This is a genomic window from Variovorax boronicumulans (genome assembly GCF_029892485.1).
Taxonomy (GTDB): Bacteria; Pseudomonadota; Gammaproteobacteria; order Burkholderiales; family Burkholderiaceae_C; genus Variovorax; species Variovorax boronicumulans_B.
Genome location: NZ_JARXVG010000019.1, coordinates 32,735 through 57,422, shown reverse-complemented (window position 1 = coordinate 57,422; position 24,688 = coordinate 32,735). Strand labels below are relative to the sequence as shown.

The window sequence follows — 24,688 nt, the reverse complement described above, 5'->3', positions numbered from 1 at the left end:
CGCCGCGGTCGACATTGCCCGAAGGGCGTCAGACCGAGTAGGTCTTGTCGTTCTTGGTCAGGCTCCAGGCGCCTTGCGAATTGCCGCCCTGGTTGCCGCCGATCTTCTGCTGCGTGTACTTCCACTGCACGGCGGCGTACTTCAGCGAGAAGGTCTCGCTCGGCACGCTGGCCACGTCGGTGCTCACGACCTTGGGGTTCACGCTGGCGATCAGCACGTACTTGAGCTTGATCTCCATGTACTGCACGCGCTTGCCTTCGCCGTCGGCGCGGTAGAACTGCACCGTGACTTCGTCGAAGGTGGTGCCGCCCGAAGCGTGCTGGTACAGCAGCGGGCTGACCACGTCCATGTCCTTGGTGAAGATCATTTCGCCGTGCTCGCAGCGCTCGGCGGTGTGGCCGCCGGCGGTCGATGCAGTGGCCGAACGCGGCTGTACGATGCTGTGCTGCCACGAGCTGACTTCGACCCAGTCCTTGTGGTCCTTGTCCTGCGACTCGCCGTTGATGGCCGGGCTGCCGAACTTGACGTAGATATCCTTCATGTTTCTTCCCCTTCTTGATTGATTGAATTGACAGTTAACGTGTTGATGCGCGTGGCCCTTCGGCCGCGCGTCCGATCCGCCTCTTCTTACTTGTTCACTGACTTCGGCAGATCGGCGACCAGGCGCAGTGAAATCGACAGCTCATCCAGTTGAAAGTGCGGCCGCAGGAACGCAACCGCGCGGTAAACACCCGGCCGGCCAGGCACTTCGCTCACCTGGATGGACGCTTCCCGCAGGGGGAATTGCGCCTTCTGTTCCTGCGTCGCGTTGTCGTCGAGCAGCACGTACTGCGCGATCCAGCGGTTGAGGAACTGTTCGACGTTGTGTGCCGAGGCAAAGCTGCCGATCTTGTCGCGCATCATGGCCTTCAGGTAATGCGCGATACGGGACACGGAGAAGATGTACTGCAGCTGCGCCGAGAGCACCGCGTTGGCGTTGGCGCTGTCGGTGTTGTACTTCTTGGGCTTCTGCAGCGACTGCGCGCCGAAGAAGGCCGCGTAGTCGGAGTTCTTGCAATGCACGAGCGGAATGAAGCCCAGGTCGCTCAGCTCCTTCTCGCGCCGGTCGGTGATGGCGATCTCCGTCGGGCACTTGAGGGCGATCTCGCCTTCGTCGGTCTTGAAGGTGTGCGTGGGCAGGTCTTCGACCAGGCCGCCGCCTTCCACACCGCGAATGGCAGCGCACCAGCCGAAGTCGTCGAATGCGGCCGTCAGGCGCGTGGCGAATGCCCAGGCGGCGTTGCACCAGAGGTACTTGGAGTGGTCGGTGCCGTCGACGTCTTCCACGAAGTTGAAGCTGTCGACGACCGTGCCTTCGCGCGGGTGATACGGCAGGCGGCCGAGGAAGCGCGGCAGCGTGAGGCCCACGTAGCGCGAGTCTTCCGAATCGCGGAACGACTTCCACTTGGCGTATTCGACGGTGTCGAACACCTTGGCCATGTCGCGCGGCTTGCCCAGGTCGTCGAAGCTCTCCAGGCCCAGCAGTTCGGGCGATGCGGCGCCGATGAAGGGCGCGTGGGCGGCAGCCGCCACGTGCGCCATCTGGTCGAGGAAGTACATGTCTTCCGGCTGGCGCGTGACGGCGAAGTCGCCGACCAGCGCGCCGAAGGGCGCGCCGCCGAAGGTGCCGAATTCTTCTTCGTAGACCTTCTTGAACATCGCGCTCTGGTCGAACTCGACGGCGGCCTTGAAGTCGCGGATCAGGTCGCGCTTGGTGGCGTTGATGACCTTGATCTTGAGCATCGTGCCGGTGGGCGTTTCCTTCACGAGGTATTCGAGGCCGCGCCACGTGCTCTCGAGCTTCTGGAACTCGGGCGCATGCATCACGGCGCTCAGCTGCGCGGAGATGAGCGCGTCCAGGTCGGCCACGCGGGCGTCGATCATGGCCGAGACGTTGTCCGAGACGATCACGGAGCCTTCGAGCACCTGGCTGACCAGTTCGCCGATGAGGTCCTTGGCGCGCGTGTGTTCGGCGTCGGACTTGGCGACCTTGCTCTTCTCGACGATCTGGTCGAGCAGGTCGACCGAAGCTTCCGGCGAGGCGGCACCGCTCGATGCCGATAGTGCTTGCGCAGTCATGTTCAGCTTTCGTCCTTCTTGCCAGCGCCGTGGCCCAGGCGCTGGAGTTGCTCGGTGTTGTTCAGCACGTCGGCCAGCAGGTCTTCGAGCTTGCTGTTGCCGGCCATCTTGTTGCGCAGGTCCGCCAGCTTGGTGCGCGCGTCGAGCAGGCGCTTGAGCGGCTCGATCTGGTCGACCACGGCCTCGGGCGAGAAGGCGTCCATCGAGTTGAAGGTGAGGTCGACGGCGAAGGTGCCGCCGCGCTGGTCCAGCTTGTTTTCGACCTGGTAGGCCGCACGCGGGGCCAGGCCCTTCATGACGTCGTCGAGGTTGTCGCGATCGACGTTGACGAACTTGCGGTCCTTCAGCTTGGGCTGCTCCACCTCGGACTGGCCGGCCAGGTCGGCGACCACGCCAACGACGAACGGCAATTCCTTTTTCTCGATGGCGTCGCCGAGTTCCACGTCGTACGTGAGTTGCACGCGCGGCGGGCGCACTTTCTGGAGGCGCTTTTGCACGCTCTGTCTTTTGGTCGCCATGGCTTCAATACCTTCCGAATAGGGCTGCGAGACGAATTACTACTTTGTGCGTCCTGTATTTAAAGATCGCACATCCAATTAATGCTTTGGTTTAATTAAAACCAAATCAATACGCCAGAAGATTTACTTGAGCGCATCGAATGGATTGGCGCTGCCACCCGCGCGCGGCGCGGCGGGCGCCGGGCGTGCCGGCGGCGCCGGAGCCGGGCGCACCGCGGCAACCGGTGTGGGCTGCGGTGCGTTCGACGTCGAGGCGGAAGGCGAAGGTGCGGAGGCCGGATTCGCGGCCACGGGACGGCGCGGCGGCGGCTTGGCGTCGGAGCCGGCGGGCACCAGCACCGAGAGACCGAGGGTCTCGCGCAGCAGCGCGGCAAGCCGGTAGGCGTCGGCGTTGGCATCGCCGCTCAGGGTGCTGTCCTTGCCCAGATCCTCGATGGAGCGGGCTGCCAGGCGCAGGCCGCCCACGGCGGTGATGCTCTTGGCCTGGCGGCTGGCGGGGTCCCGGCGCAGCGTTTCCTCGGCGGCCGAGATGGCCAGGCTGTAGCGGCCTTCGTTGAAGTAGATCTGCGCAATACGCGACCACGGCTCACCGCGGGTCGGGTTGTCGGTGGCGATCTTCTGGTACTGGCGGATGGCGGCGGACTTGTCGCCCGTGGCAGCGGCTGCGGCCGCATCGGCTTCCGCCAGGCTCTTGTTGAAGGCTTCGGTGGACTGCGCGACGGCGGCGTCCGGTGTGGTGGTGCAGCCCGACAGAAAGCTGGTGGCCGCAATGGCACCAGCAATCATCGTGCAAGTCATGTACTTTCGAATCAACACAATCCCTCCGCTTGGATCTGACTTTTTTTTGGCAGGTCGCAATCATTCATTAACTTGCGACCAATGACAATACACGATACTACATATTCGCTTACGTTCAATAACGAAAGTCATGTAATGCGAACTGATTAATTGCCGGATTTAGCGGCCAATTATTTAAGCCTAATGACAACTTCTTGAATTCGGTTCCATCCGCTGCCCCAATGAAAATACTGATCACGATCGGCACCCTGCTGATGGCGCTGTTGCTTGGCGGATGCAGTTCTCCGGCCCTCACGATCGCCAACATCGCCCTGGAGGCGAGCGGCCTGAAGAAGCCCGAGTTGCCCGAGTCGCAGAAGCCGCCGCGCAAGGTGTCGATGTCGATCGCGGCGGGCAAGAACCTCAACGCCGACAGCCGCAACCGCCCGCTCGCCGTGGTGGTGCGCATCTACAAGCTGAAGGAAACGACGGGCTTCTACCAGTCGTCGTTCGATGCCTTCGTCACCCCCGGACGCGACAAGACGCAACTTGGCGACGACCTTGTCGAGAGCCGCGAGATCACGCTGATTCCCGACCAGCAATACACCTGGACCGAGACCGTGCCGCGCACCGCCAACGCGGTGGGTGTGGTGGTGCTGTTCCACTCGCCCGACGCCCAGCGCTGGCGTTTCGCGTTCAACGCCGCGGACGCGGAGAAGACCGGCATCGTGATGGGCGCGCACGCCTGCGCGCTGACGGTGACGCAGGGCGCGGTGGTCGGCCAGCAGAACGCGCAGGGCGCCGCAACCGGCGGCGCGCTCAACCTCCTGGGCCCGGTGAACTGCCGGCCTTCGCCCGCCTGACGCGCTTGTTCGTCAGCAAACTACGATGCGATACTGCCGAAAAATTTAGGGGAGCTGATACGACGTGAGCTATGCCGCCAAGGTCCTCTGGGGAGAGGGCTTGTTTCTACGCCCCCAGCATTTCCAGCGCCAGGACGCGTACCACGAGGCACGCCTGCGTGCCACGGCGCAGACGCTGCATCCGTACTTCTGGGGCGTGCGCTCCATCAGCTTCGACCTCGATGCGCTCGCGAGCGGCATGCTCCGCGCCTCGCAGCTGTCGCTGGTCTTCCCCGATGGCGAACCCTACTCCGCGCCGCAGGCCGACGCGCTGCCCCCGCCCATCTCGCTCGACACACTGAACCCGGGCCAGAACGAGATCACCTTCTACCTGGTGCTGCACCCGGTGAAGGAGCTGGGCAAGAACTACACCGATCCCAACGAAGAAGGTTTCGCCGCGCGCTACACCAGCGACGCCACGCAATCGCTCGATCTCTTTACGAACGCGGTGAGCGCCGAGGTGGTGTTCCTGCGCAAGAGCGTCAAGCTCCTGGCCGACACCGAGCCGCGCGAGCAGTTCGTGTCGATCCCGGTGATCCGCATCCGGCGCACCGCCGCGGGCGGCTTCGAGATCGACCGCAGCTTCGTGCCGCCGTGCACCTCCATCGATGCCTCGGCCACCATCTTCCAGCAGCTGCGGCGGCTGCTCGACGTGCTGCAGGCCAAGGTCAACTCGCTCTACGGCATCCACCGCGAGCCGAGCAAGAACATCATCGAGTTCCGCTCGGGCGACATCGCCTCGTTCTGGCTGCTGCACACGGCCAACTCGGCGTTCGCCTCGCTCTCGCACCTGTTCCATCACCCGTCGCTGCATCCGGAGCGGCTGTTCCAGGAACTGCTGAGCCTGGCCGGCGCGCTGATGACCTTCGCAAAGACCTATTCGCTGAACGACCTGCCGGTGTACGACCACGAGAAGCCAGGCCCCGCTTTCGCCGAGCTCGACCGCATCGTGCGCGACCTGCTCGACACGGTGATCTCGACGCGCTACTTCGCGATCGCGCTCACCGAGACGCGCAACGCCTTCTACCTCGGGCGCCTCGATTCCGGAAAGATCGACGAGAAGACCGTGTTCTACATGTCGGTCACCGCCAGCATGCCGGCCGCCGAACTGGCCGAGGCGGTGCCGCAGCGCTTCAAGATCGGCGCCCCGGAAGACGTCGACAAGCTGGTGCTCTCGGCCATGCCGGGCGTGCGCATCGTTTATGCACCGCAGGTGCCGCCGGCCATTCCGATCCGCGCGGGCGCCTGCTACTTCTCCATCGACAGCAAGAGCCAGCTGTACGACCGCATGCTGCAGGCGCAGAGCGTCACCATCTACGCGCCGGCCGGCATTCCCGACATGCAGCTCGAACTGATTGCCGTGACCGGCTGATCGCCCGATCGAAATGAACACCACCACCATCAACAAGGCCCCTTCCCTGCTGGGCGCCGACGGGCCCGCCGCGTCGTTCACGCCCGCAGGCGCCGCCCCCGATGCCGACTCGAGCCTGCTCGACCTGCTGTACGACGGCTTCGTGATGCTGTTCCTGTTGAAGAAGAAGCAGCAGCCCGCCACCACCGAGCAGTTCCTGGCCGGCATCCGCAACTACATGGCCGAGTTCGAGCGCAACGCGCGCAAGCTCGATGCAACGGCCGAGCAGATCCACGCGGCCAAGTACGCGTTCTGCGCGACCATCGACGAGTTCGTGCTCTCGGCGCCGGAGTTCGCCATTCGCTCCGAGTGGGAGCGCCGCCCGCTGCAGCTCACGATGTTCGGCGATCAGCTGGCCGGGGAGAACTTCTTCAACATGCTGGAGGTCGAGCGGGCCCACGGCGCCGCGCGCATCCAGACGCTGGAGGTGTTCTACATGTGCCTGCTGCTGGGTTTCCAGGGCAAGTACGCCATCGACGGCACCGAGAAGCTGGCCTACCTCACCGCGCGCGTGGGCGACGAGATCGCCAACGCCCGTGGCAAGCGCACGCCGTTCGCGCCGCACTGGCCACTGCCCGACCTGATCTCGCATTCGCTCAAGCGCGAGGCGCCGCAGTGGGTGGTGGCCGCGCTGTTCGCGCTGATCGGTTTGCTGGGCTTCATCGGCCTGTCGGCGCACCTGGGCAGCACCACGCAGGGCACGCTCGCGAGCTACCAGGACATTGTGAAGCTCGGCCCGCGCCAGGCCAACCTGACCATCTCGCTGCCATGACGACGCGGCTCGACCTGCCGGCCCTGCTGGCCCCGATCTCGGAGGCCTCGCCATGCGGCGAGGACATGCTGTTCTCGCGCCAGTTCGACGCCATTCAGGAAGCGCGCAAGCACGACGACCCGTCGCTCGAACAGGGCGAGTGGGTCATCGAGTTGAAGGAAGCCAACTGGCCCTTCGTGATTTCCGAGTGCGAGAAGCTGCTGCGCGAATCCACCAAGGACCTGCGGCTGGCCGTGTGGCTCACCGATGCGCTGGCCAGCCAGCGCGGCTTCGAGGGCCTGGCCGACGGCTACCGTCTGCTCACCGGCCTGTGCCAGCAGTACTGGGACCAACTGCATCCACTGCCCGAGGGCGGCGACATCGAGATGCGCGTGGGCAACGTCACATGGCTGATCGGGCGTTCGGTCGAGCTGCTGCAGCGCGCGTCGATCGTGAGCGATGCCAACACCGGCTACAGCGCGCTGGTCTGGGAGACCGCGCTCGCACTCGACCAGAGCATCCGCCGCACGCCCGCGCAGGCCGACGAGCTGCAACGCAACAAGGTGACGGTCGAGCAGTTCGACCGCATCCGCCGCGCCACGCCGGCGAAGTTCTTCCAGAAGACGCACCGCGACGTGCAGGCCTGCGAACAGGCGCTGGCCGAGTTCGAAGCTGTGTTCGACGAGCGCACCGCATCGAACGGTCCCAGCTTTCGCGCCGCGAAGGATGCGGCCGCGGCCATCCGCCAGACGGTCGAGCGCTTTGCGCGCGAGGCCGGCGTGCCGATGGACAACGGCGCACCGCCCGCCCCCACGGCCGCTCCGGCCGAAGCAGGCGCGCCCGCGCCCTCCCGCATCGAGCCAGTTTTCGACGCCGTGATGCCACATCCACACCACGCCCCTTCGACGGCGCCCGCCGCGTTGCCGCCCGGCATCCACAGCCGCGCGCAGGCCATCGCCCAACTCAAGGAAGTGGCGGCGTATTTCGAGAAGACCGAGCCCTCGAGCCCCGCCGCCTACATGGCGAACAAGGCCGCGCGCTGGGCCGACATGCCGCTGCATGCGTGGCTGCGCAACGTGATCAAGAACGAGCAGGAACTGGCCCAGCTGGTGGACCTGCTCGACCTGCCCAAGAACGACGACGAGTCGCGCTGATGCGCAACGGCCTGCGCAGGCAGGCCGCGTCGCTGTTCAAACGCTTCAGGTCCGTCCGACCCGGAACTCGATGCGACGGTTGCGCGAGCGCCCTTCGTCGGTCGCGTTGCTCGCGATCGGCTGGTCCGGACCCACGCCCGAAGTCGTGAGGTTCATCGGATCGATCCCCTTGCCCACGAGGTAGCCCTTCACCGCCTCGGCGCGCGACTGGCTCAGCGCCAGGTTCGACGCGCGGCTGCCCGCGTTGTCGGTGTGGCCGACCACCGCCACCGACTTGTTCGTGAGCTTCTGCAGGATCGGCGCCATCTCGTCGAGGATGTCGCGGCCCTTGCGCGTGAGCGTGGCGCTGCCCAGTTCGAATTCGATGGTGCGGTTGGCCAGCGCCTGATCGACCGTGATCTGCTCCGACGCGGGCACGCGCAGGCTGTTCTTGATGGTGTAGGTGGGGTTGAGCGCGCTCGCCATGTCGCTCACGATCTTCTGGCGCATCGCCTCGTTGCCGACCTCGCCGCTCAGCGCCATCTGCGTGCCTTCGATCTGGAACTGGCCGCGATGGATGTCCTTGAGCGAAGGCGTGATCAGCCGCTGCACGTTGGCAGCCCAGTTGGCCGGCATGCTGACGGTGTTCACCACCTCGATCTTGTCGATGACGCTGGCAGGGCCGTAGATGCGGCGCAGCGCCTCGATGACGGCGACGCGCGTGGCCTCGTCGGGCACCTGCCCGCCGGCCACGACCTGCTCGCCCTTGGCACCGGCCGCAGGCGTGGTTTCGACCAGGGCACCGGGGGCGCCTGCCGTCTGCGCGTGCACGGCGCCGACGAATGCGAGGCCCAAGGCCAGCGACAGAACGCGCAAAGAACTTTTCATGACCGTGTCATTCCCCGATGAAGACTTCGCGAAACGCGGAGAGCACGATGTCCAGCGGCAGCTGCGGCTGGTCGAGGTAGCTCACCAGCTTGAACATCGCGTAGTTGCTGTGGATGGTGTCCTCGACCCACTCCGGGTTGTCGATGTCGATGTTGTGCTCGGTATAGACCTGCGGGTGCAGCACGCTCTGCAGGCTGCGCGGCGACAGGCCGTTGAAGCCGATCACCAGCCGCGAGCGGCCGTCGATCTCGGTGGCCATCAGCACCAGCTCGAAGTCGGCCTTGGCGAGGAACTGGGACACCAGCTCGAGCCAGAAGGTGGCGATCAGCGAGCGGTCGACCGGGTCGCGCGGCAGGGGCAGCGTGAGCCCCTTCTCCAGGTGCGACACCGCACTGGCCATCACCGGCTGCAGCAGCAGGCCGAGCGCCAGGATGGCGCGACGCAGCGACACCTTGTGGCCGTCGAAGTTGAGCATCTGCTCGATGCGCAAGAGGCTGTTGTCGCGCGTGAAGGCGGCATAGGTGGCGCGCGAGGCGGACTTCTTGAAGCCTGTCTCGATGGCCGGCTCGAGCGCCTCGAAGCGCTTGAGCTCGCCGTCGAGGTCGGTGCCCTCGGCCAGCGCGTTGACCTGCACCGCCATGCGGTCCCAGTAGGGGCCGATCAGCATCGGCGCGCCGCGCATGAAGTCGAGCGCCTCGTCGACTTCCACCGAGGTGGCCGCGAGGAACGGATAGCGGCGCGACGATTCGTCGCGGCTCGCCTTCAGGTACCCCGCGATGGCCACGCGGCTGCGCGAACCGAGGCACACGAAATGGATGGGCGCCGCGTTGTCGTAGATGATCTTCCAGCGCGGATCTTCCGACAGCATCTCCATGGTCTGCGACAGCCAGTTGTCAAACACCTTGATGAGCTGCGGGTTGTAGAGCCCCTTCACGAAGTCGCCGCGGCCGGGCAACTTGCCGAAGTAGCACAGCTGTTGTGCCTGCAAAGCGCTCATTTGCCGACTCCCAGTGCCGCAGCCGATGCCGGTACTGCTGCCCGCGCTTGCGCGGGAACGCCGATCTCCGCGACCGACGACGGCAGCACGGTACCGCGCAAGCCCTTGCCCTGCGGTGAATCGCCCGAGCCGGCCGACTGCGTGTTCTGGATCACGCGCAGCTTGACCGTCACGCTCGCGTTGTCGCGCGCCCAGGTGAGCTCGAAGCTGCCATCGGGCAGCCGCGTGCGCTGTGCCGTGCTGAGCAGGCGCTCCAGCCCGAAGTTGCCCGGCTCGTTGATGAGCTCGACCGTGCGTCCATCGAAGGTCACTGCCGTGATCCGTGCCCCCGGCGTGCCCTGCGCGTTGGGCCAGACGAAGTTGGACCACTGCGGCGGCGTGTTGCGGTAGCGCAGCTGCTGGCCGTCGATTTCCACCATGTATTCCGTCAGGCCCGAGACCGGCTGCGGCAGGATCTGGAACAGCGTCTGCGGCTGCGCGGCGCCGCCGCCTCCGCTGGCCGCGGCACCCGAGAGCGGCGCCACCCATTGCGAGAAGCCGTTCACGAAATCGGGACTCAGCGTGAGGCCCTGGTCGCCCCAGGCGCGCGGCGAGAGCAGGTCGCCGCGGCGGATGACAAGTGAACCCAGGGTCGTCGTCACGAACTTGCCGATGGCGCCTTCAGGTCCGAAGAACTGCGCGATCTCCGCCGGCGAGGCTTCGATCTTCGCGCCCGCGGCGAAGGGGTACTTGGTCGCGAGCGACTGCTGGAACGGCTGGTGCACCTGCGCGCTCCAGATCTTGTTGACCTCCACCGCCGTCGGCTGGATCGTCACCGCGTAGGCCTGCAGCAGTGGCCGCACGAGCAGCGGCCTCAAGGCCTGGCGCTGCGAGGCGTCCATGCCCGTGAGCATCTGCTCGTCGACGTACTTGAGCGCATCGGCCAGCTCGGAGCCATTGCCCTCCAGCGTCTGCTGCATGAGCTGGCGCGCGCCCGGTCCGGGGTCGCCCTGGTTCTTGATCTGGTTGAAGCGGCCGCGCAGCTTGGAGAGCGTGCCAAGGTAGCCGCGCAGCAGCGAGGTGTTGTCGCGCTCGACCACCAGGCGCGCGACGCCCGCGAACTCGCGGCCGATCGGGCCCATCGGAATCTCGGTGCGGTTGCCGCTTGCGTCGATGTTCACGTTGACCTGCGACGGCGTGGCGCGGCTGAAGAGGTTCTTGAACCAGTTGAGCGCTCCGGTGCGCGCCTGCTGCAGGCCGGCATTGACCAGCGAGGGGTTGTCCCACGAGGTCTGGTCGTAGACCGTGTCGAAGACCTTGCGGATCGGCGAGTTCTGCGGATCGCCCAAGAGGTTCATCGCCACCACGGCCTGCTCGAAGCTGCCCATGTCCTTGACCGCGATGCCCTGCAGGAAGCGCTGCCACTCCTTGGCGTACTCCAGCTTGTACATGGTGGCCAGCGTCTTGCGGATCTGCTCCGGGCTGCCTTCGAGCGTGAGGTCGTCGTTGCCCGCGACGTTGAGCACCCAGTCCTTGCTCGATGTTTCCTTGTTGGCGGCATCGCGGATCGCGTCGTCCACGTACTGCTGCCAGGCCTCGCGCGTGAAGGCGCCCGAGATGGCGACGCTGCCGGCGATGGTGCCTTCGCTCTCGGCGCCGGCCGTGGCGCCCAGGATGCGCGCCACCGTCATCGGCGCGAAACGCGTGGAGGCGCGCGCCTTTATCTCGGCGTAGACCCGCTCCCGCGCCGGCATGCCGCGCACCACGCGGCGCAGGTTGTCGCGCGTCTGCTCGACCAGTGCGAGGTTGGTGTCGGCGAGCGCCGGCCAGTTGTCGTCGCCCACGCGGCGCAGGTAGAAGGTGATCATCCGCTCGGCATCGCGGATGACCGCGGCGCGCGGCATGTCACCGCGGTTGCTCTCGAGCCAGCCGCGCCAGAAGCGCGAGATCTGGTCCGTGAGGTGCGCGGTCTCCACCTGGCGCTTGTCGGACAGCATCAGATAGGTCTTGAGCGCGTTGTAGGCGTCCTGCACATCGGCCGGCGAGGAGCCCGCATACAGGCCGCCGCTCTCCGCCGCTGGAGGCGTTGCCGGCGTGGCGGCCGAGACCGCGACCGGCGCGGCCGGATTGCCTGCCGCATCGGCACGCTTCAAACGCTCCGGATGCGCATTGACCTCGCGCAGGAACGCCTGCAGGTTGTCGGACACCGGCGCCAGCATCAGCTGCTTGACGCCGCCGTAGTACTCGGCCACGAGCTTGTCTTCGAGCTGGTTGCCCTGGTAGAGACCCAGCGAGAGCGAGAGCGGCCGGTCGTTGCGGAATTTCTCGAGCTGCTCGATGCGGTCCTGCAGGATGCCCAACGCCTCGAAGCGCGTGCGAAGCCCGGCGTCGCTGGCCTGCAGCTTGACCACCTTGTCGAGGTCGGCCTGCACGTTTTCCACCAACTGGCGGTTGCCCAGGTACGACCAGGTCCACCCGCCGAGCAAAAGCCCCAGCACCGCGACGAAAGCGAAGAAGCTCACGTAGCGCACCCGCGCTTTCACGGGGCTCGAGAACTGCCGCACCGTCTTCTTGTCGGCAAAGATCACCTTGGAGAACAGGTCGCGCAGGAAGAACCCATTCTGCGAATAGATTTCCTTGGACTTGGTGGCCGCGTTGTTCAGCGTGAGCCCGAAGCGCTTGGCGATGCGCTCGGTCGAGAGGCTGCGCATCGTGCCCTCTTGCAGCGCACTGGTGAAGTAGAAGCCGCGGAACACCGGCTTGTGCTGGAACGGATTGCTCTCGAACAGCGTGGCCAGGAAAGCGCGCAGCGCAGGCTTGATGGCCGCGAACTCGAGCGGAAAGATCAGGAGCTCGGGCGACGGATCGCTGCTGCGGTGGCTCGCGAAATGCGAGACGCTGATTTCCTTCAGGCCCATGTAGAGCTCGTCGAAGCGCTTGTCGAACAGGGCCACGGCGTCCTGCTTCTCGTCCCCGTCGTAGGGCAGCGATGCGCCCCATACGCGGTCGCGCTCCATCTTGTCGCTGTCGCCGAAGAACTCCGCAAAGCCGGTGATCAGGTCGGCCTTGGTGAACATCACGTAGACCGGCGCGAACACCTCGAGCCGCTCGGTCAACTCCTGCATGCGCTGGCGCAGGTTCTTGGCGAGTTGAATGGCGAAGTCGGGCCGGCTGCCGATCAGCTCGGGAATGCTCGCCGTGATGATGATCCCGTTGATCGGCGCCTTCGGGCGGTACTTCTTGAGCAGGTCCAGAAAGCCGAACCACTCCTTGCGGTCTTCCTGGTGAATGGAATAGCGGCCTGCGGTGTCGAGCACGATGCCTTCGGTGGTGAAGAACCAGTCGCAGTTGCGCGTGCCGCCGATGCCCTGGATCACCGCGTTGCCCTTGTCGGCGAACGGGAACTGCAGGCCCGAATTCAGGATGGCGCTGCTCTTGCCCGCCGCCGGATTGCCGATGACCATGTACCAGGGCAGCTCGTACAGCGCCTCGCTGCCCGACATCTGCCCGATCTTGGAGTTCTTGATCGTCTTGACCGCCTCGACCATGCGCCCGCGCAGCTCGTCGATCTCTGCCTTGCGCTCGGGGTCGCTGTCGCGCACGGCGGCATCGGCCTGGTCCTCGAGCATGTCACCAAGCTTGCGGTTGGCCGAGCGGGTGCGCATGCGCCGCACGAACCACACGAGCAGCCACAGCAGCAGCAGCACGACGAAGATGCCGACCGCCCAGATCGCGCCGATCTCGAGCGTCTGCGCACCGATCAGTAGGAACGCGCCGAGCGCGATGGCGCCGATCACCGAGAGGGTGCGCGGATCGGCCAGGAAACTGAAGAATCGCCGCATAGATGTTTCTGGAGTCGGTCCGGTTTAAGTGGCTTGTGGCACAGGGCTCGGGGGGATCGCGGGCCCGGCCAGCATGGCGGTCCGGGCGCGCGCGTCCTGCACGGAAAGCGCGAGCACGTACCGTGAATCTCGCAGGGCAAGGTGACAGGCGAGTGCCACGGCGGTCATGTCCGCCGCAGCCCCGAGATGGCCGAGGCTTGCGCAGACGGAAAGGTTGTTTTCGAACGGCACATGGGGGAGCCGCTCCTGCACAAGCTTGGCCACCTCGGTGACCCGGCTCGTGCGGTGATCGGCATCGCTCACGACCCAGTCGACGGCGTCGGGTTGCAGCGTAGAGGCAGCCAGCAGACGCTGGGCGAACAGGTCGAGCAGGCCGGCATCGGGCATGCGCGCGGTATCGGCGGATTCATCGCGCTGGCCGCTCGCGCTGCGCGAGAGCAGAACGGCGTGCGGCTGCGCGAACAGCGCATCGCCGGCGCGCGCCAGCAGCAATCCCGCGGCCGCTTCGCCGGGCACATGCCCGTTGCGGCGCGCAGCCGAATGAAGCAGGCCTTCGGCCTCCCAGCGGGCGATGCACTCGTTGGAGATCGCGGAATCGGCGGCCACGGCCATCCACAGCGCGGGCCGCTGCTCGCGATGGAGCGCAAGGTTGATGCGGTCGAGCAGCGCCATCGCGGAGACGCCGGCCTCGCTCTTGAAGCAGTCGACCGTCCAGTGCTGCGAAGGGTCGGCCTCGCGCGCCAGTTGCTGCACCCATTGCGTGGCAACCGCGCGCTCGCTCTCGCTCCACGCCCCGGGCAACAGCAGCGAGATGCACAGCTGCGGCGCAGATGCGGAACCGGGAACGATCGCACCGCTCGACACGAAACGCCCGGGCGCGCGCACCGAGAGCGCATCGCCGGCATTCAGCAGCGCGTCGGTCGCCGAAGCCAGCAGCTCCTGCAGCACGTCGGACATCAGGTGAATGGCGCGCAGCCTGTCGTCGGTCAGCGCATCGGCATTGAAGGCCTCCGGCGCGGGACGCAGCGACTCGCGCAGGTGTTCGCGAAGTTCGTTCGGATCGATGCCGGCGACACAGCCCGCGAGCATTGGAAAGCCTTCGCCGTCACGAAGTTCGGGCACCAACTCGGGCGCCCGCGCCTGGACGACGGCGGTGGCCACCGCGTCGGCGTCGTTGCCGCGCGGCGTGTGAAGACTCAACGCGAGCACCGCCATCTGCAGGCGCTCCTGCGTCGCGTCGGCCGCTGCCCCGGTCGACGTGGCGGCAGCTGTGACAGAGGCCGCAGGCGACGCGACGGCGGGCGGCCCAATCGCGAAGATCCGCCGCAGCAAGAGATAGAACACCACCAGCGCCAACGGCAGCACGACAAGATAAAGCGCGATGTCGCTCGTGCTCGGCATGCGCGCCGTGTAGTTCCAATAGACGACCACGATCACCCACACCGTGATGAACACGGCCGAGAACATGAGGGTGGGCTTGACCAGTCGCGCCAGCATCAGGAGTTCAGAGATGCCTTTGTCACGCGACGACGCACGCGGCCGGGACGCCGCATGCCTGCAGCCAAGGAATGGCCTTTGTCATTCGGATGCGGAAGCGATCTGGCTCGACAGCAACGTGCAGCCGCAGCGGGCCTTGTCACCATGCCGCGCGACACGCCGGCCGTCGAGCGTGACATAGCGGCTGCCAGTCACGATCGGATTGATGCCGTGGCCGGGCCGCGGGCACGAGACCAGATCGCCGATGCGGGCGACGCGGCGCTCGTCGATGCTCGTGTTCTCGGACGCGGTGATCACGATGCCGCCGTGGTCGGTCTTGTCGTGCAGGACGATCCACGGACGATCGTTGTCCGCTGCGGGCTGATCCTCATCCATTTGAACTCCCCTTGCTTGCCTCGTTGGTTTGTCGATGCAACCGATGCCGTGCTGGCATTTCAGTCGCGTGGCAATTTGAAACCGGGCTTTCGGTACTCCACATGGCCGTAATCCTTGAAGGACCATCGACCACCCCACACCAGCCCCACGGACTCGGCAACTTCGCCATAAAGACGGTAGCCCTCCATGGCCCATGGGTCCCTTTCCGAGATCACCAATTTGCCATTGCGAAAGAACGCGTTGTCTGCCGCAAGTCCGTACTGATGATAGCTTTGATTGGCCTTGGCGAGCGTCACCGTATTGCCCAACGCGGCGAGCTTGGCCTGTCGTTCGGGGCTGCGATAACCCTCCAGCAATGCGAGGTCGTAGCCATGTTTCTCTTTCATGATCTTGTAGACCAGCAGAAGCCTATTGCGGAAGTCCGCATCGAGCACTGCCCAGTCGCGACTGCCCTCCTTCGTGAGCGGGCGCACCTGCTCGACCTCTGCCGTCGCGAAGATTTCAGGAGGCAACGCAGGTGGCGGCACGAGTTGCTCGCCCTTGAGAAGCGCCTCGATCTTCGGATCGCCCGTCGTTGCCCAGTCGTCGAAAAAAAGAACGCGGCCGGTTCCGAAGGCCACGCTCAACATCACAGGAACAACGAGCAGTCCCATGCCCGACAACAGCAGATAACGATGACGTACGGCAAAAGTACGCACGCCCAAACCACCATCACGCACCAATTGAAAACTTGCTTCGGACACCAGGCCGAACCGATAACCAAACTTGATTAAAAAGACTGCAGTTGCAGTCGACAAAGAGATCGTGGCTCGCAACACACGATCACGAAAAGAAGGGAACAAGAAGATGGCAAGCGCGGCCACCGTCAAGGCAAAATAACAAAAGAGAGCGAAGAAGATCAACGGTGTTCGAAGAGTGCAATTCATTGTATGAGTCGCAAAACAATTCGAACCACTCGCACGCAACAACTGCATCCAAGTTGCAACGTTGCGTCGGTCACACCACAAGCCGCGGGGAGAAAAAACATGCCTGCTTTCGGGACCACCCATCCATGATGGGCGCGCCAGACGCCAACAAGGGACGGCCGAGCCTGCTCGGTTCGAGCGCGCCCGCAGCGGCCGCATCGCCTGCGGCATCCAACGGGGAATCGACGCGCGTGCTCGCGCAGTTCGACGGTCGCGAGAGCGGCGCGCGGTCTTTCATCAAGCGGCCGGGTGTGTGGGCTGTATTGGCACTGCTGATCGGCGTTGCGGGTGCCACGACCTATCAGTTGCAATCGAAGCGCGCCGATGCACCGGTGAACATCGCGGCCGCCGCGCTGGCCAAAGCGGAAACTTCCGCCGAGGCTGCGCCCGCAGCGCCGCCAAAGCCCGAGGCACCTCCTCCCGCCAGTGCGGCAGCACCCGCCACGCCCGAACCGGCCACCGCGCGCGTCGTCGAGGACAACACGCCTTCGCCTTCCCAGCAGCAGTCCACGCCGTTCGCAGCCATCGGCGCGCAGCCCATGGCCGTGCCGCCTGCAGCAAAGCCGGCGCGTGTCGCGGCCGCAAAGCCGCCACGCACCGACAAGACGACGACTGCCGCAGCCGCGAAGAAGCCGGAGCATGTCGCGTCATCGAAGCAGCCCGCGCACGCGGCCCGCGCGGCCGACAGCAAGCCGGTAAAGACAGCCTCCAACACATCGAAGACGCCGCGGCGCGCCAACGACACGACCCAGGCAGCATCGCGCCCCGGCAAGCCCGATCCCGACACCGACCTGCTGACCGCCCTGCTCAGGCGCAGCAAGGCACCCGACCCCGCGCCGCAGCCCTCGGCGCTGGCCGAGGTCGCGGCGGACTGCAAGTCCGGCCAGCGATGCAAACCATGAGCCACCGTGCCGACGCGAATCACGATGCCTTCCGCTGACCGCAGCGCGCTCTGGGCCGAGCTCAGCCAGACCAACCGGCTCTACCGTCTCGAATCCCCAGGCGCTTCGACCCATGCCAGCATCGACGCCCTGCGCGTCGAAGGCTGGGTGCAGCGCGAGGCCGTGTCGCAGCTCTTCGAGATGCGCATCGTCTGCCTGAGCCTGCGCGCCGACCTCGCGCTCTCGTCGATGATCGACCAGCCCCTCACGCTGGTCACCGTGCTGGCCAACGGCGCGCTCGGCAAACGCACGGGCCTCATCCGCGCGGTGGAGTCGCTAGGCTCCAACGGCGGCCTCGCGCGCTATCGCCTCACGCTGGTGCCCTGGCTCTGGCTCGCCACGCAGCAAGGGCGCAGCCAGGTGTTCCAGCAACGCTCGGTGGCAGACATCATCGAGCGCGTGCTCGCGCCGTATGCCGATGCGGGCAGCTGGGCTTTTTCTTCCGAGGTAAGCGGCTTTCTCGCTGATGCGCCGGTTCGCACCTACTGCACGCAGTACCGCGAGAGCGACTTCGATTTCTTCTCACGTTTGCTCACCGAAGAAGGCCTGGCCTGGCGCATCCAGGAAGACGAGAAGGCGCCCCTGGGGCACAAGCTCGTGATCTTCTCGACGAACGATGCGCAGCCTGCGGACCCCGGGTCGCCCATTCGCTTTCATCGCAAGAGTTCGCAGGAGCGCAGCGATGCGGTGCAGGCGCTGGTGCGCCGGATGCGGCAGTCGGTGGCGCAGGTGCACTTGAGCGCATGGAACGTCGACGGCAAGCGCCAGCTGACGGGCAGTGCAGCCGCGCGATTTGCAGTGGGCGGCAAGAACGCACCGCGCATCGAGTACGACGACGTGCTCGGCCTCAATGACCGCAGCCGCGGCTGGGACAGCAACCGCACGCTCGAACGCTATGCCGGCCTGATGATGGAAGCGGCCGAGTGCCGCGCCGACGTGATGCTCGGCCACAGCACCGTGCGCACGCTGCGCGCGGGCACGCGCATCGAAGTCGACGACGCGCCTGCGCTTGGTTTGCAGGCCAAGCCCGCACTGCTGCTGGACACCGTCGAGCATGTGGGCATCAACAATTTGCCGAAGGACACGGCGGCATCGATTGCCGCGCAATTGGGCGATCTGTCGGAGCACCTGGTGTTCGACAGGCCTTGTGCGTCGGTCATCGCCGAAGACGATGTGTTCGGGCTGGTGCCGACGGCCGCGGGCAGTGCCTGCGACGAAGCGAACGACGTCCATCCGCAAGCGCAGAGCCTTGCCGCGGCGAAGACGCTCGGCTACGCCAACAGCTTCTCGGCCGTGCATGTGGATCGTCCATGGCGGCCCGTGCTCGCAGCGGCCGACGGCGCGCGGCTGCATGCCAAGCCCACGGCCAGCGGCGTGCACAGCGCGATCGTGGTCGGGCCCTCGGGCGAGACTTCGCCGAACGGCGCGGACGAGCTGTATTGCAATGACCGCGGCGATGTGCGCGTGCGATTCCACTGGCAGACCGAGTCTGCCGGCGACGGCGATACGCAGAACAACAGCGGCGGTGACGCCAAAGACAACCGCAGCACGCGCTGGATTCGTGTGGCGCAGCGACAGGCGGGCCCCGGCATGGGCTGGCAATGGCTGCCGCGCATCGGGCAGGAGGTGCTGGTGAAGTTCGTCGACCTCGATGTCGACCAGCCGGTGATCGTCGGTGCGCTGTACAACGGGCGCGGCGATGGCGGCATCGAGCCTACGCCTGGGGGTGCATCGCGCAGTCAGGAAGGCTCAGGCCAGGATCAGGAGAGCGACGTCTTTGCGCAGGCGCGCAACGGGTCGCCGAGCGCACAAGCCAATCTCGCTGCGGGCCACGCACCGGCCTGGCACGGTGCCAGTGCGGATGACAAGGGTCATCGCAATGCGGCGGCGCTGAGTGGCTTCAAGACCAAGGAGTTCGGCGGTGAAGGGTTCAGCCAGTTGGTGTTCGATGATTCGAACCAGCAACTGCGCGTGCAGTTGCACGCGAGCACGGCGCACAGCCAGTTGAACCTGGGGCATCTGATTCATCAGGCGGACAACTTCCGAGGCAGCTTCCGTGGGCAAGGGCTCGAGCTGCGTACCGATGGCTACGCAGCGTTGCGCGGCGGCAAGGGCGTGCTGTTGAGCACGTACCACGGGGCGGGTGGGAAGCAACTTGAACCCGTGGGCGACTTCGCTCCTGGCATGGCACTGCTCAAACAGGTGCAGCAGTTGGGGCAGGCGCTGAGCGAGGCCGCGATGAAGCACGAGACCGTGCAGCTGGCCGGGCATATCGGCGCCGACAAAGCCAATGTTTCGCAGCTCGACAAGGAGCGTGCGCCGTATGCGGCGATGCTGCACACGGCGAGTGGCATGGTGACGGGCGATACGCTGGAGACGGCTTACTCGGATGCATCGGACAAGTCCATCGCAACCGGCGATGGCAAGGTGCCGCATACGACCGATGCAGTTGTAGCGCTGGCCGCGCGCGGCGGCTTGGCGATGGTGGCGGGGCAGCAGTTGCAGATGGTGGCAGGTGAGACTGCGACGCTGGCCAGCGGTGGGGATATCAACCTTGCGCTGGCGGATGTGCTGCGGGTGCACAGCGGACAAGCCATCGGGCTGTTGGCTGGTGCGCAGAAGGCGGATGCCGAAGCAGGCCTGTCGATCATTGCGGGCAGCGACGACCTGGACTTTCAGGCGCAGCACGATGAGTTGCGGGTGCAGGCCAAGGATGCGCTGAAGATTGCCAGCACGGACAAGACGGTGGAATTCGCGGCGAAGAAGAAGATTCGCATTGCCACTGCACAGGGTGCATCGATCACGTTGCAGAACGGGGACATCACGTTTGAGTGTCCGGGGAAGATCACTTATCACACGGTGCAGCGGAAGCTTGCAGGACCGACAAACCTGGCCTACCCCTTGCCGCCGTTTCCCAGGAGCGAATTGGCGCCCGACAAGCTCAACTTCGCGTTGCTGCTCAAGGATATTCCCGGCAAGCACGGTGTGCCGTATCCCGACCGGGAATGGGCAGTGGTCGTTCTCAAGAGTGTGCCGAACGATATGACGGGGGCGGCGGCATTGGACAAGCAGTCATGGCGCGACACCCTCGCCCAAGGCACCTCGACTGCAGATGGCGAATGCGTCTTGAACGTAGCCCAGAAGAAAGTCATATGGGAGGCAGTGCAACGCCAGGCTGGTACGGTCTGGTTGGTGTCCGGTCCCAATGCAACACCGCTGAATTTCTCCTCCTTCACCAGCAGCGATGGCGACACGGAGCATCGCAAGATCATGGATGCCCTGAACTACATTCCATCCTCGCTGGAGCTGCCGTCCGAGGCACAAACAATGCTTTTGCGGGCCTTGGTTGAGCAGGACTACGACACGACTCTCACAAGCACGCCCAACGCGGAAACCAAGGCCTAAGCCTCGCATGAACGCACCACTTCCAGTGCAAGCGACGGTGTCGCTGCACGACGACACCAAGTCCAGCGAAACTGGCCAGTACTTCTGCAACGAGAACCCGTTCGCGCTGCAGGTATCGGGCAACAAGGTCGAACGCCTCGAATCTGGCGAGAAAGCCTTTGCGCAAATGCTGGCAGCCATGAAGTCCGCCCAGAAATTCATCTGGATCGCCGATTGGCAAATGGCATTCGACGTGGAACTGGGAGACCGTGGCAATAAGGACCATCCCGGCCGCCTGATCGAAGTGATTCGATCCATCATCCGCTCGCGCCCCGTACAAGTGCGCGTCTTGCTCTATGGCAGCCCCACCGGCGATCCTGTCGGCGTCGCAGACAAGATGGTGGCTGCACGCATCAACGCAATCAACCAAAAAGACTTCGCAGGCAAGGTCATCGTGCTGAGTCAATCGCCGACCACCGCCCAATACGACTATATCGACTACTCCCATCACCAGAAATTCATGGTGGTTGATGGTGGTGTCGCGTTTATCGGAGGTCTCGATCTTTCCTACGGGCGCTACTCCACGCCAGAGTTCGACTTGGCGATCGATCCCTCGCGGTTTGTGCTCAACGAGATGTACAACCCCGGAGCTACGAGGCTCCGAAAAATGGCCCCTCACGAGAGGCAGCTCGTAGCACTAGGTTTTGCCGATCCCTACGGCGGCAATGTTCTTGGTGAAGGCAAGTTGCTGGACGAAGGCTGCCAACCCCGTATGCCTTGGCAGGACGTCCACATCAAATTCTCCGGCCCAGCTGCTGTAGACATGCATCGCAATTTCGTGCGGCGTTGGAACTCGATCGTGCGGAAAGCGACCTCCAAAGCGCAGAGCAAATACGTCTTCATCCAAGTACCGTCCAGCGCCGCCAGCAACGAGACCGTAGAGAAGCCCTCGGAGATCAATCAAGCTTGGCTCGATGCGTGCGGCGCCACGCCACTGCTGCGCGCAGCGCAAGCGCCTCGGCCTGGAGCGGCAATGGTGCAGGTTGTTCGCTCCGTTTCCTCTAGCCACCTTTCTCAGGAATCTTGGACCAAGGGCGCTGTCAGCATCCCCGACGATGTCCAATTGCTGCCCCAAAAGTTGCAAGCGGCAATGGAAGAAAGTATCCGAGATGGACTTGGCAAGCATCAAGCCAATATCCTCAATGCGATGGTCAACTGCATCCGCAGCGCAGACAACTACATCTACATCGAAACACAGTTCTTCATCTCGGGTTTTGGCACCGCCGGCAGTGTGGACAGCAAGCGAGTGGGCAACGAAGACAACGGCGTCAAGAATGTCATCGTTCGAGAACTAGGTATTCGTATTGCCCAACACATTGGGGGCGGCACCAACTTCCACGTCTATCTGGTACTCCCGGTACATCCGGAAGGCGACATCTCCAGCGGCTCGGTATGGAAGCAGCATTGGCTCGCGTTGGCGAGCATCCACCACGGCAGCGACAGCTTGATCGGATGCATCAAGGCAGCGCTCAAGCAAATGAAGCGCGACCCCGCGGAATGGACCCGCTATCTGACTGTCCTGAATATGCGCAACTATGGTGTCGTCGTGCAGTACGCAAGAGATCCCAAAACTTTTGAAGAAAACTACAACCGGGAGATTGGTCGCTATGTTGTAACGGAGCAGATCTATATCCACTCCAAACTGCTGATCGTGGACGATGCGGCCGCCATCGTAGGCAGCGCGAATACCAACGACCGCAGCCTTACAGGCAATGGCGACACAGAAATCGCGGCCGTGGTGGTCGACACAGAGGGCGTAGAACTCAAGGACCTGGGCGAGCCACGTTTCAAAGTGCAAACACGCAAGTTTGCGCGCGAATTGCGGCGCAGCTTGTGGGAAAAGCACTTTGGGTTTGCACTCAATCCGGAGAACTATTTCAATTCGACCCAGCGCGCCGCCAATGCAAATGCCTCAGCGCCGCCGCTTCAGGAGCATCCACCAAGAGTGAAGACAACTGCCTCCGCTGTGTTCAGCAGATCCAATCAGCAGGCGCAATGGCAGACCATCCTCGACAAGCCCTGCCATCCTGATACGGTCAAGGCAATCCAGACCATCGCCGGCAACAACGCGCGAGCGTACGAAACAGTCTTTCCGCAAGTGCCGCGCAATGGCATGAAGCACTTCGATGACATCCTCAAGCACTACACCCGACCGTATCCCGCTGTAGCAGCGAGCGCGGCACGTGACGGGGTTCAGTCGCTTACAAGAAACCGTGACATGGTGCGGGGCATGGTCAACCAGAACGTTGGCAATGGCATATCGCCCGAGGCCGCAGCCAGGATGCAGAAGAGAGACGACGAAGACTATCGCAAGAGCATCGAGACTCTTCCCACCACTCTGGGCGACAGCACGCACGGTGTGATTCCGCCGGCTTTGGGTAAAACCTACATGACATCCAACCTGATGCCTCACCAGCAGGAAGGACTGCAGACGCCGATGGAAGATTTTGCCAACCGGTACGTCGCCTATGAAGGCAATCAAGTGCACGACATCGCCAAAGCAATCAACTATCTCAAAAGCAACGTGCTGGGATTTTTTGTTTTGATGCCGCTCAATTGGGGCGAAGGTGCCGACGTAGACAGCGGCGTGGTCAAGGAATACTCCGTTGATCTGGCACAGAGCGAGAACAAGTCATCGTCATCGGTGGGGTCGTCTGTATGACGGCGTCCTTGTGATGAGTTGCCTGCGTAAGCCAGCGATGCTGGCCCTCGGCTGGATCTATCTAGGCTTGGCCCAAGCCGCCTGCAACAACCCGGCGAACTGGCTCGAATCACCGAAAGACGGCGTCAAGGTCCTGATCGGCTACGAGCAGGACCTTGGAGGACGCTTCGCATCGCAACCAGCCAACGGACTAGACACGCCGGCATTCGCACCGCCCCTGCCACAAGACATGCAGGCCAAGGGCGCGCAAGGCTCCTTGCTCAAAGACGAAGACAAGGGCGTCGTGTCCTACTACGAACCCGACGGCAAGGACGGCTGGCGCGTTTGCCGCAAGGAGGATTGGTTCCGGCGCAGCGAAAGCACCCGTCCAGCCAGCATCGCCAGGACCGAGAAAAACCAGTCGCGCAACGCCAGCGTCGCGCCCCTTTTGCGATCCCATGTGATGGGAGCCGCACGGGTCTATCTCTACGACCCGAAAGGAAGAATTCAAGAAACGTTCGCGGCGGCTGTTTATGAGCCGGAGAAGAGCGAGCGCGTAACGACGGACGAGCTTCAGTGCTTCCGTTTCGACGATCAGAATCTGCTGCAGTTGTATGTCTCCGCCACCACGACCAACGCTTGCCCGTCAGGCGACCCCGATCCGAGGGACACATGGCGCAGGTTCCGCTACGGTGCGTTCAAGAATGATCGTGGCCAGACCGAAAACGGCAGCCTCTGGATTCAATGGCACTCCGGCAAGGAGGACGGCCGTTGGAGCGAATCCATCGTGTTTCGCGATTCACCCAAGCCGGGCCCTGAACGCCATGGTGGCAACGCAAGCGTCGACTCCAGCAAAGGCGTCACGCGAATTCTCGGCGGCTTCAACATCGGTCTGCGAGACCGCAGCGACGGCCCAGCGCTGAAATACACCGACGGAAGCAGCAAACCGATCGAGTACTACTTCACCAAGCCCCCGGTGCCAGTCTCGATGCTCGACGACATCGATCAGTTGTACCGCCATGACCGCCGACGCGAGACACAGGTGCTCTCGGGCATCAAGCTGATCGAGTTCTACCCCGCGGGCGTGCACCAGCCGCGCGACCGCTTCTACATGGCGGCCGGTCGAACCCTCCGCCAGGAACAGTACGACGACACGGGCAAGCTCAAGCGCGCCATCAACCTGGGTTTCGTCGGGCTGAACAAGAAGAGCGGCGGCTTCTACGATGAAGATCTGCGCGGCAAAGTCGGCCTCAAGCTCAAGGACAACAAGCTGTTGTACCGGGTGTGGGACTACGACGCGGCAGGAAAAGCCAGCTTGGCAGCCATCGGCTGGGACACCAAGTTCGGTTCGGCCATGCGCGAAGAGCCGCTGGATCTTGCGCAACTGGCTTTCGGGTCGCCTGACGGCACGGTGCGTTGGAAGCGTGAAGAGGATTTCTTCAGGGCCTTCGACTTCGACCCGCTGGCCAGCCGGGCGTATCCCGATTCGGTCGCCAAATAGAGAGCTGC

18 protein-coding genes are annotated in these 24,688 nt (G+C 64.3%); 8 read left to right on the top strand and 10 right to left on the bottom strand.

Annotated features, from left to right (window positions below):
• Window positions 1–28: 28 nt before the first annotated feature.
• From M2282_RS29150 to M2282_RS29135, 4 genes are all read right to left on the bottom strand, one after another.
• Window positions 29–541 carry an Hcp family type VI secretion system effector gene (locus tag M2282_RS29150; protein WP_176661952.1) on the bottom strand — a complete coding sequence of 171 codons (513 nt, stop codon included), beginning with the start codon at window positions 539–541 and terminating at the stop codon, window positions 29–31.
• Between the two features lie 86 nt (window positions 542–627).
• A complete protein-coding gene (tssC, locus tag M2282_RS29145) occupies window positions 628–2,118 on the bottom strand; it encodes a type VI secretion system contractile sheath large subunit (RefSeq protein ID WP_280812259.1) in 1,491 nt (496 codons plus the stop codon).
• 2 nt (window positions 2,119–2,120) lie between these two features.
• A complete protein-coding gene (gene tssB, locus M2282_RS29140) occupies window positions 2,121–2,636 on the bottom strand; it encodes a type VI secretion system contractile sheath small subunit (RefSeq protein WP_280812258.1) in 516 nt (171 codons plus the stop codon).
• Window positions 2,637–2,759: 123 nt separating this feature from the next.
• Window positions 2,760–3,422, bottom strand: coding sequence for a hypothetical protein (locus M2282_RS29135; RefSeq protein WP_280812257.1), 663 nt, complete (start codon window positions 3,420–3,422; stop codon window positions 2,760–2,762).
• Between the two features lie 233 nt (window positions 3,423–3,655).
• Here M2282_RS29135 and tssJ point away from each other — a divergent pair, with 233 nt between their 5' ends.
• The 4 genes from tssJ to tssA all read left to right on the top strand — a co-directional run bounded on the left by tssJ (window position 3,656) and on the right by tssA (window position 7,631).
• The gene (gene tssJ, locus M2282_RS29130) at window positions 3,656–4,276 is read left to right on the top strand and encodes a type VI secretion system lipoprotein TssJ (RefSeq protein ID WP_280812256.1); all 621 of its coding nucleotides are present in this window, start codon (window positions 3,656–3,658) and stop codon (window positions 4,274–4,276) included.
• Window positions 4,277–4,340: 64 nt separating this feature from the next.
• Window positions 4,341–5,687 (top strand): type VI secretion system baseplate subunit TssK, encoded by a 1,347-nt coding sequence (tssK, locus tag M2282_RS29125; RefSeq protein ID WP_013543893.1) that lies wholly within the window; start codon window positions 4,341–4,343, stop codon window positions 5,685–5,687.
• A 28-nt stretch (window positions 5,688–5,715) separates the two neighbouring features.
• Window positions 5,716–6,498 carry a type IVB secretion system protein IcmH/DotU gene (gene icmH / locus M2282_RS29120; RefSeq protein ID WP_280812269.1) on the top strand — a complete coding sequence of 261 codons (783 nt, stop codon included), beginning with the start codon at window positions 5,716–5,718 and terminating at the stop codon, window positions 6,496–6,498.
• Window positions 6,495–7,631 carry a type VI secretion system protein TssA gene (tssA, locus tag M2282_RS29115; protein WP_280812255.1) on the top strand — a complete coding sequence of 379 codons (1,137 nt, stop codon included), beginning with the start codon at window positions 6,495–6,497 and terminating at the stop codon, window positions 7,629–7,631. Before icmH ends, tssA begins: the two co-directional genes overlap by 4 nt.
• Window positions 7,632–7,676: 45 nt before the next feature.
• Here the strand turns inward: tssA and M2282_RS29110 are convergent, their stop codons facing one another.
• The 6 genes from M2282_RS29110 to M2282_RS29085 all read right to left on the bottom strand — a co-directional run bounded on the left by M2282_RS29110 (window position 7,677) and on the right by M2282_RS29085 (window position 16,090).
• Window positions 7,677–8,498 (bottom strand): OmpA family protein, encoded by an 822-nt coding sequence (locus M2282_RS29110; RefSeq protein ID WP_280812254.1) that lies wholly within the window; start codon window positions 8,496–8,498, stop codon window positions 7,677–7,679.
• 7 nt (window positions 8,499–8,505) lie between these two features.
• Window positions 8,506–9,495 carry a type VI secretion system-associated protein TagF gene (gene tagF / locus M2282_RS29105; RefSeq protein WP_280812253.1) on the bottom strand — a complete coding sequence of 330 codons (990 nt, stop codon included), beginning with the start codon at window positions 9,493–9,495 and terminating at the stop codon, window positions 8,506–8,508.
• Window positions 9,492–13,316: a type VI secretion system membrane subunit TssM gene (gene tssM / locus M2282_RS29100; RefSeq protein ID WP_280812252.1), complete on the bottom strand. Its 3,825-nt coding sequence runs from the start codon at window positions 13,314–13,316 to the stop codon at window positions 9,492–9,494. The genes tagF and tssM overlap by 4 nt, the downstream gene beginning before the upstream one ends.
• A 24-nt stretch (window positions 13,317–13,340) precedes the next feature.
• The gene (locus M2282_RS29095) at window positions 13,341–14,813 is read right to left on the bottom strand and encodes a hypothetical protein (protein ID WP_280812251.1); all 1,473 of its coding nucleotides are present in this window, start codon (window positions 14,811–14,813) and stop codon (window positions 13,341–13,343) included.
• A gap of 81 nt (window positions 14,814–14,894) precedes the next feature.
• Window positions 14,895–15,188 (bottom strand): PAAR domain-containing protein, encoded by a 294-nt coding sequence (locus M2282_RS29090; RefSeq protein WP_280812250.1) that lies wholly within the window; start codon window positions 15,186–15,188, stop codon window positions 14,895–14,897.
• 59 nt (window positions 15,189–15,247) lie between these two features.
• Window positions 15,248–16,090, bottom strand: a complete 843-nt coding sequence (locus tag M2282_RS29085) for a M15 family metallopeptidase (protein ID WP_280812249.1) — start codon at window positions 16,088–16,090, stop codon at window positions 15,248–15,250.
• Window positions 16,091–16,239: 149 nt separating this feature from the next.
• Here M2282_RS29085 and M2282_RS29080 point away from each other — a divergent pair, with 149 nt between their 5' ends.
• Genes M2282_RS29080 through M2282_RS29065 form a run of 4 tightly spaced genes read left to right on the top strand, consistent with a single transcriptional unit; the run spans window position 16,240 to window position 24,680 of the window.
• Complete coding sequence (locus tag M2282_RS29080) at window positions 16,240–17,055, top strand: hypothetical protein (RefSeq protein ID WP_280812248.1); 816 nt, start codon at window positions 16,240–16,242, stop codon at window positions 17,053–17,055.
• A 24-nt stretch (window positions 17,056–17,079) separates the two neighbouring features.
• Window positions 17,080–20,499 carry a type VI secretion system Vgr family protein gene (locus M2282_RS29075; protein WP_280812247.1) on the top strand — a complete coding sequence of 1,140 codons (3,420 nt, stop codon included), beginning with the start codon at window positions 17,080–17,082 and terminating at the stop codon, window positions 20,497–20,499.
• Between the two features lie 7 nt (window positions 20,500–20,506).
• Window positions 20,507–23,200: a phospholipase D-like domain-containing protein gene (locus tag M2282_RS29070; RefSeq protein WP_280812246.1), complete on the top strand. Its 2,694-nt coding sequence runs from the start codon at window positions 20,507–20,509 to the stop codon at window positions 23,198–23,200.
• 37 nt (window positions 23,201–23,237) lie between these two features.
• The gene (locus M2282_RS29065; RefSeq protein ID WP_280812245.1) at window positions 23,238–24,680 is read left to right on the top strand and encodes a hypothetical protein; all 1,443 of its coding nucleotides are present in this window, start codon (window positions 23,238–23,240) and stop codon (window positions 24,678–24,680) included.
• Window positions 24,681–24,688 lie beyond the last annotated feature (8 nt).

Bases quoted from the DNA above. Each gene is read 5' to 3' on its own strand.
- M2282_RS29065 (WP_280812245.1), top strand. From the start codon at position 23,238: ATGCTGGCCCTCGGCTGGATCTATCTAGGCTTGGCCCAAGCCGCCTGC.
- tssJ (WP_280812256.1), top strand. From the start codon at position 3,656: ATGAAAATACTGATCACGATCGGCACCCTGCTGATGGCGCTGTTGCTT.
- tssB (WP_280812258.1), bottom strand. From the start codon at position 2,636: ATGGCGACCAAAAGACAGAGCGTGCAAAAGCGCCTCCAGAAAGTGCGC.
- M2282_RS29070 (WP_280812246.1), top strand. From the start codon at position 20,507: ATGAACGCACCACTTCCAGTGCAAGCGACGGTGTCGCTGCACGACGAC.
- M2282_RS29090 (WP_280812250.1), bottom strand. From the start codon at position 15,188: ATGGATGAGGATCAGCCCGCAGCGGACAACGATCGTCCGTGGATCGTC.
- tssA (WP_280812255.1), top strand. From the start codon at position 6,495: ATGACGACGCGGCTCGACCTGCCGGCCCTGCTGGCCCCGATCTCGGAG.
- M2282_RS29110 (WP_280812254.1), bottom strand. From the start codon at position 8,498: ATGAAAAGTTCTTTGCGCGTTCTGTCGCTGGCCTTGGGCCTCGCATTC.
- M2282_RS29095 (WP_280812251.1), bottom strand. From the start codon at position 14,813: ATGCTGGCGCGACTGGTCAAGCCCACCCTCATGTTCTCGGCCGTGTTC.
- M2282_RS29150 (WP_176661952.1), bottom strand. From the start codon at position 541: ATGAAGGATATCTACGTCAAGTTCGGCAGCCCGGCCATCAACGGCGAG.
- tagF (WP_280812253.1), bottom strand. From the start codon at position 9,495: ATGAGCGCTTTGCAGGCACAACAGCTGTGCTACTTCGGCAAGTTGCCC.
- tssC (WP_280812259.1), bottom strand. From the start codon at position 2,118: ATGACTGCGCAAGCACTATCGGCATCGAGCGGTGCCGCCTCGCCGGAA.
- M2282_RS29075 (WP_280812247.1), top strand. From the start codon at position 17,080: ATGCCTTCCGCTGACCGCAGCGCGCTCTGGGCCGAGCTCAGCCAGACC.
- M2282_RS29135 (WP_280812257.1), bottom strand. From the start codon at position 3,422: ATGATTGCTGGTGCCATTGCGGCCACCAGCTTTCTGTCGGGCTGCACC.
- tssM (WP_280812252.1), bottom strand. From the start codon at position 13,316: ATGCGGCGATTCTTCAGTTTCCTGGCCGATCCGCGCACCCTCTCGGTG.
- M2282_RS29080 (WP_280812248.1), top strand. From the start codon at position 16,240: ATGATGGGCGCGCCAGACGCCAACAAGGGACGGCCGAGCCTGCTCGGT.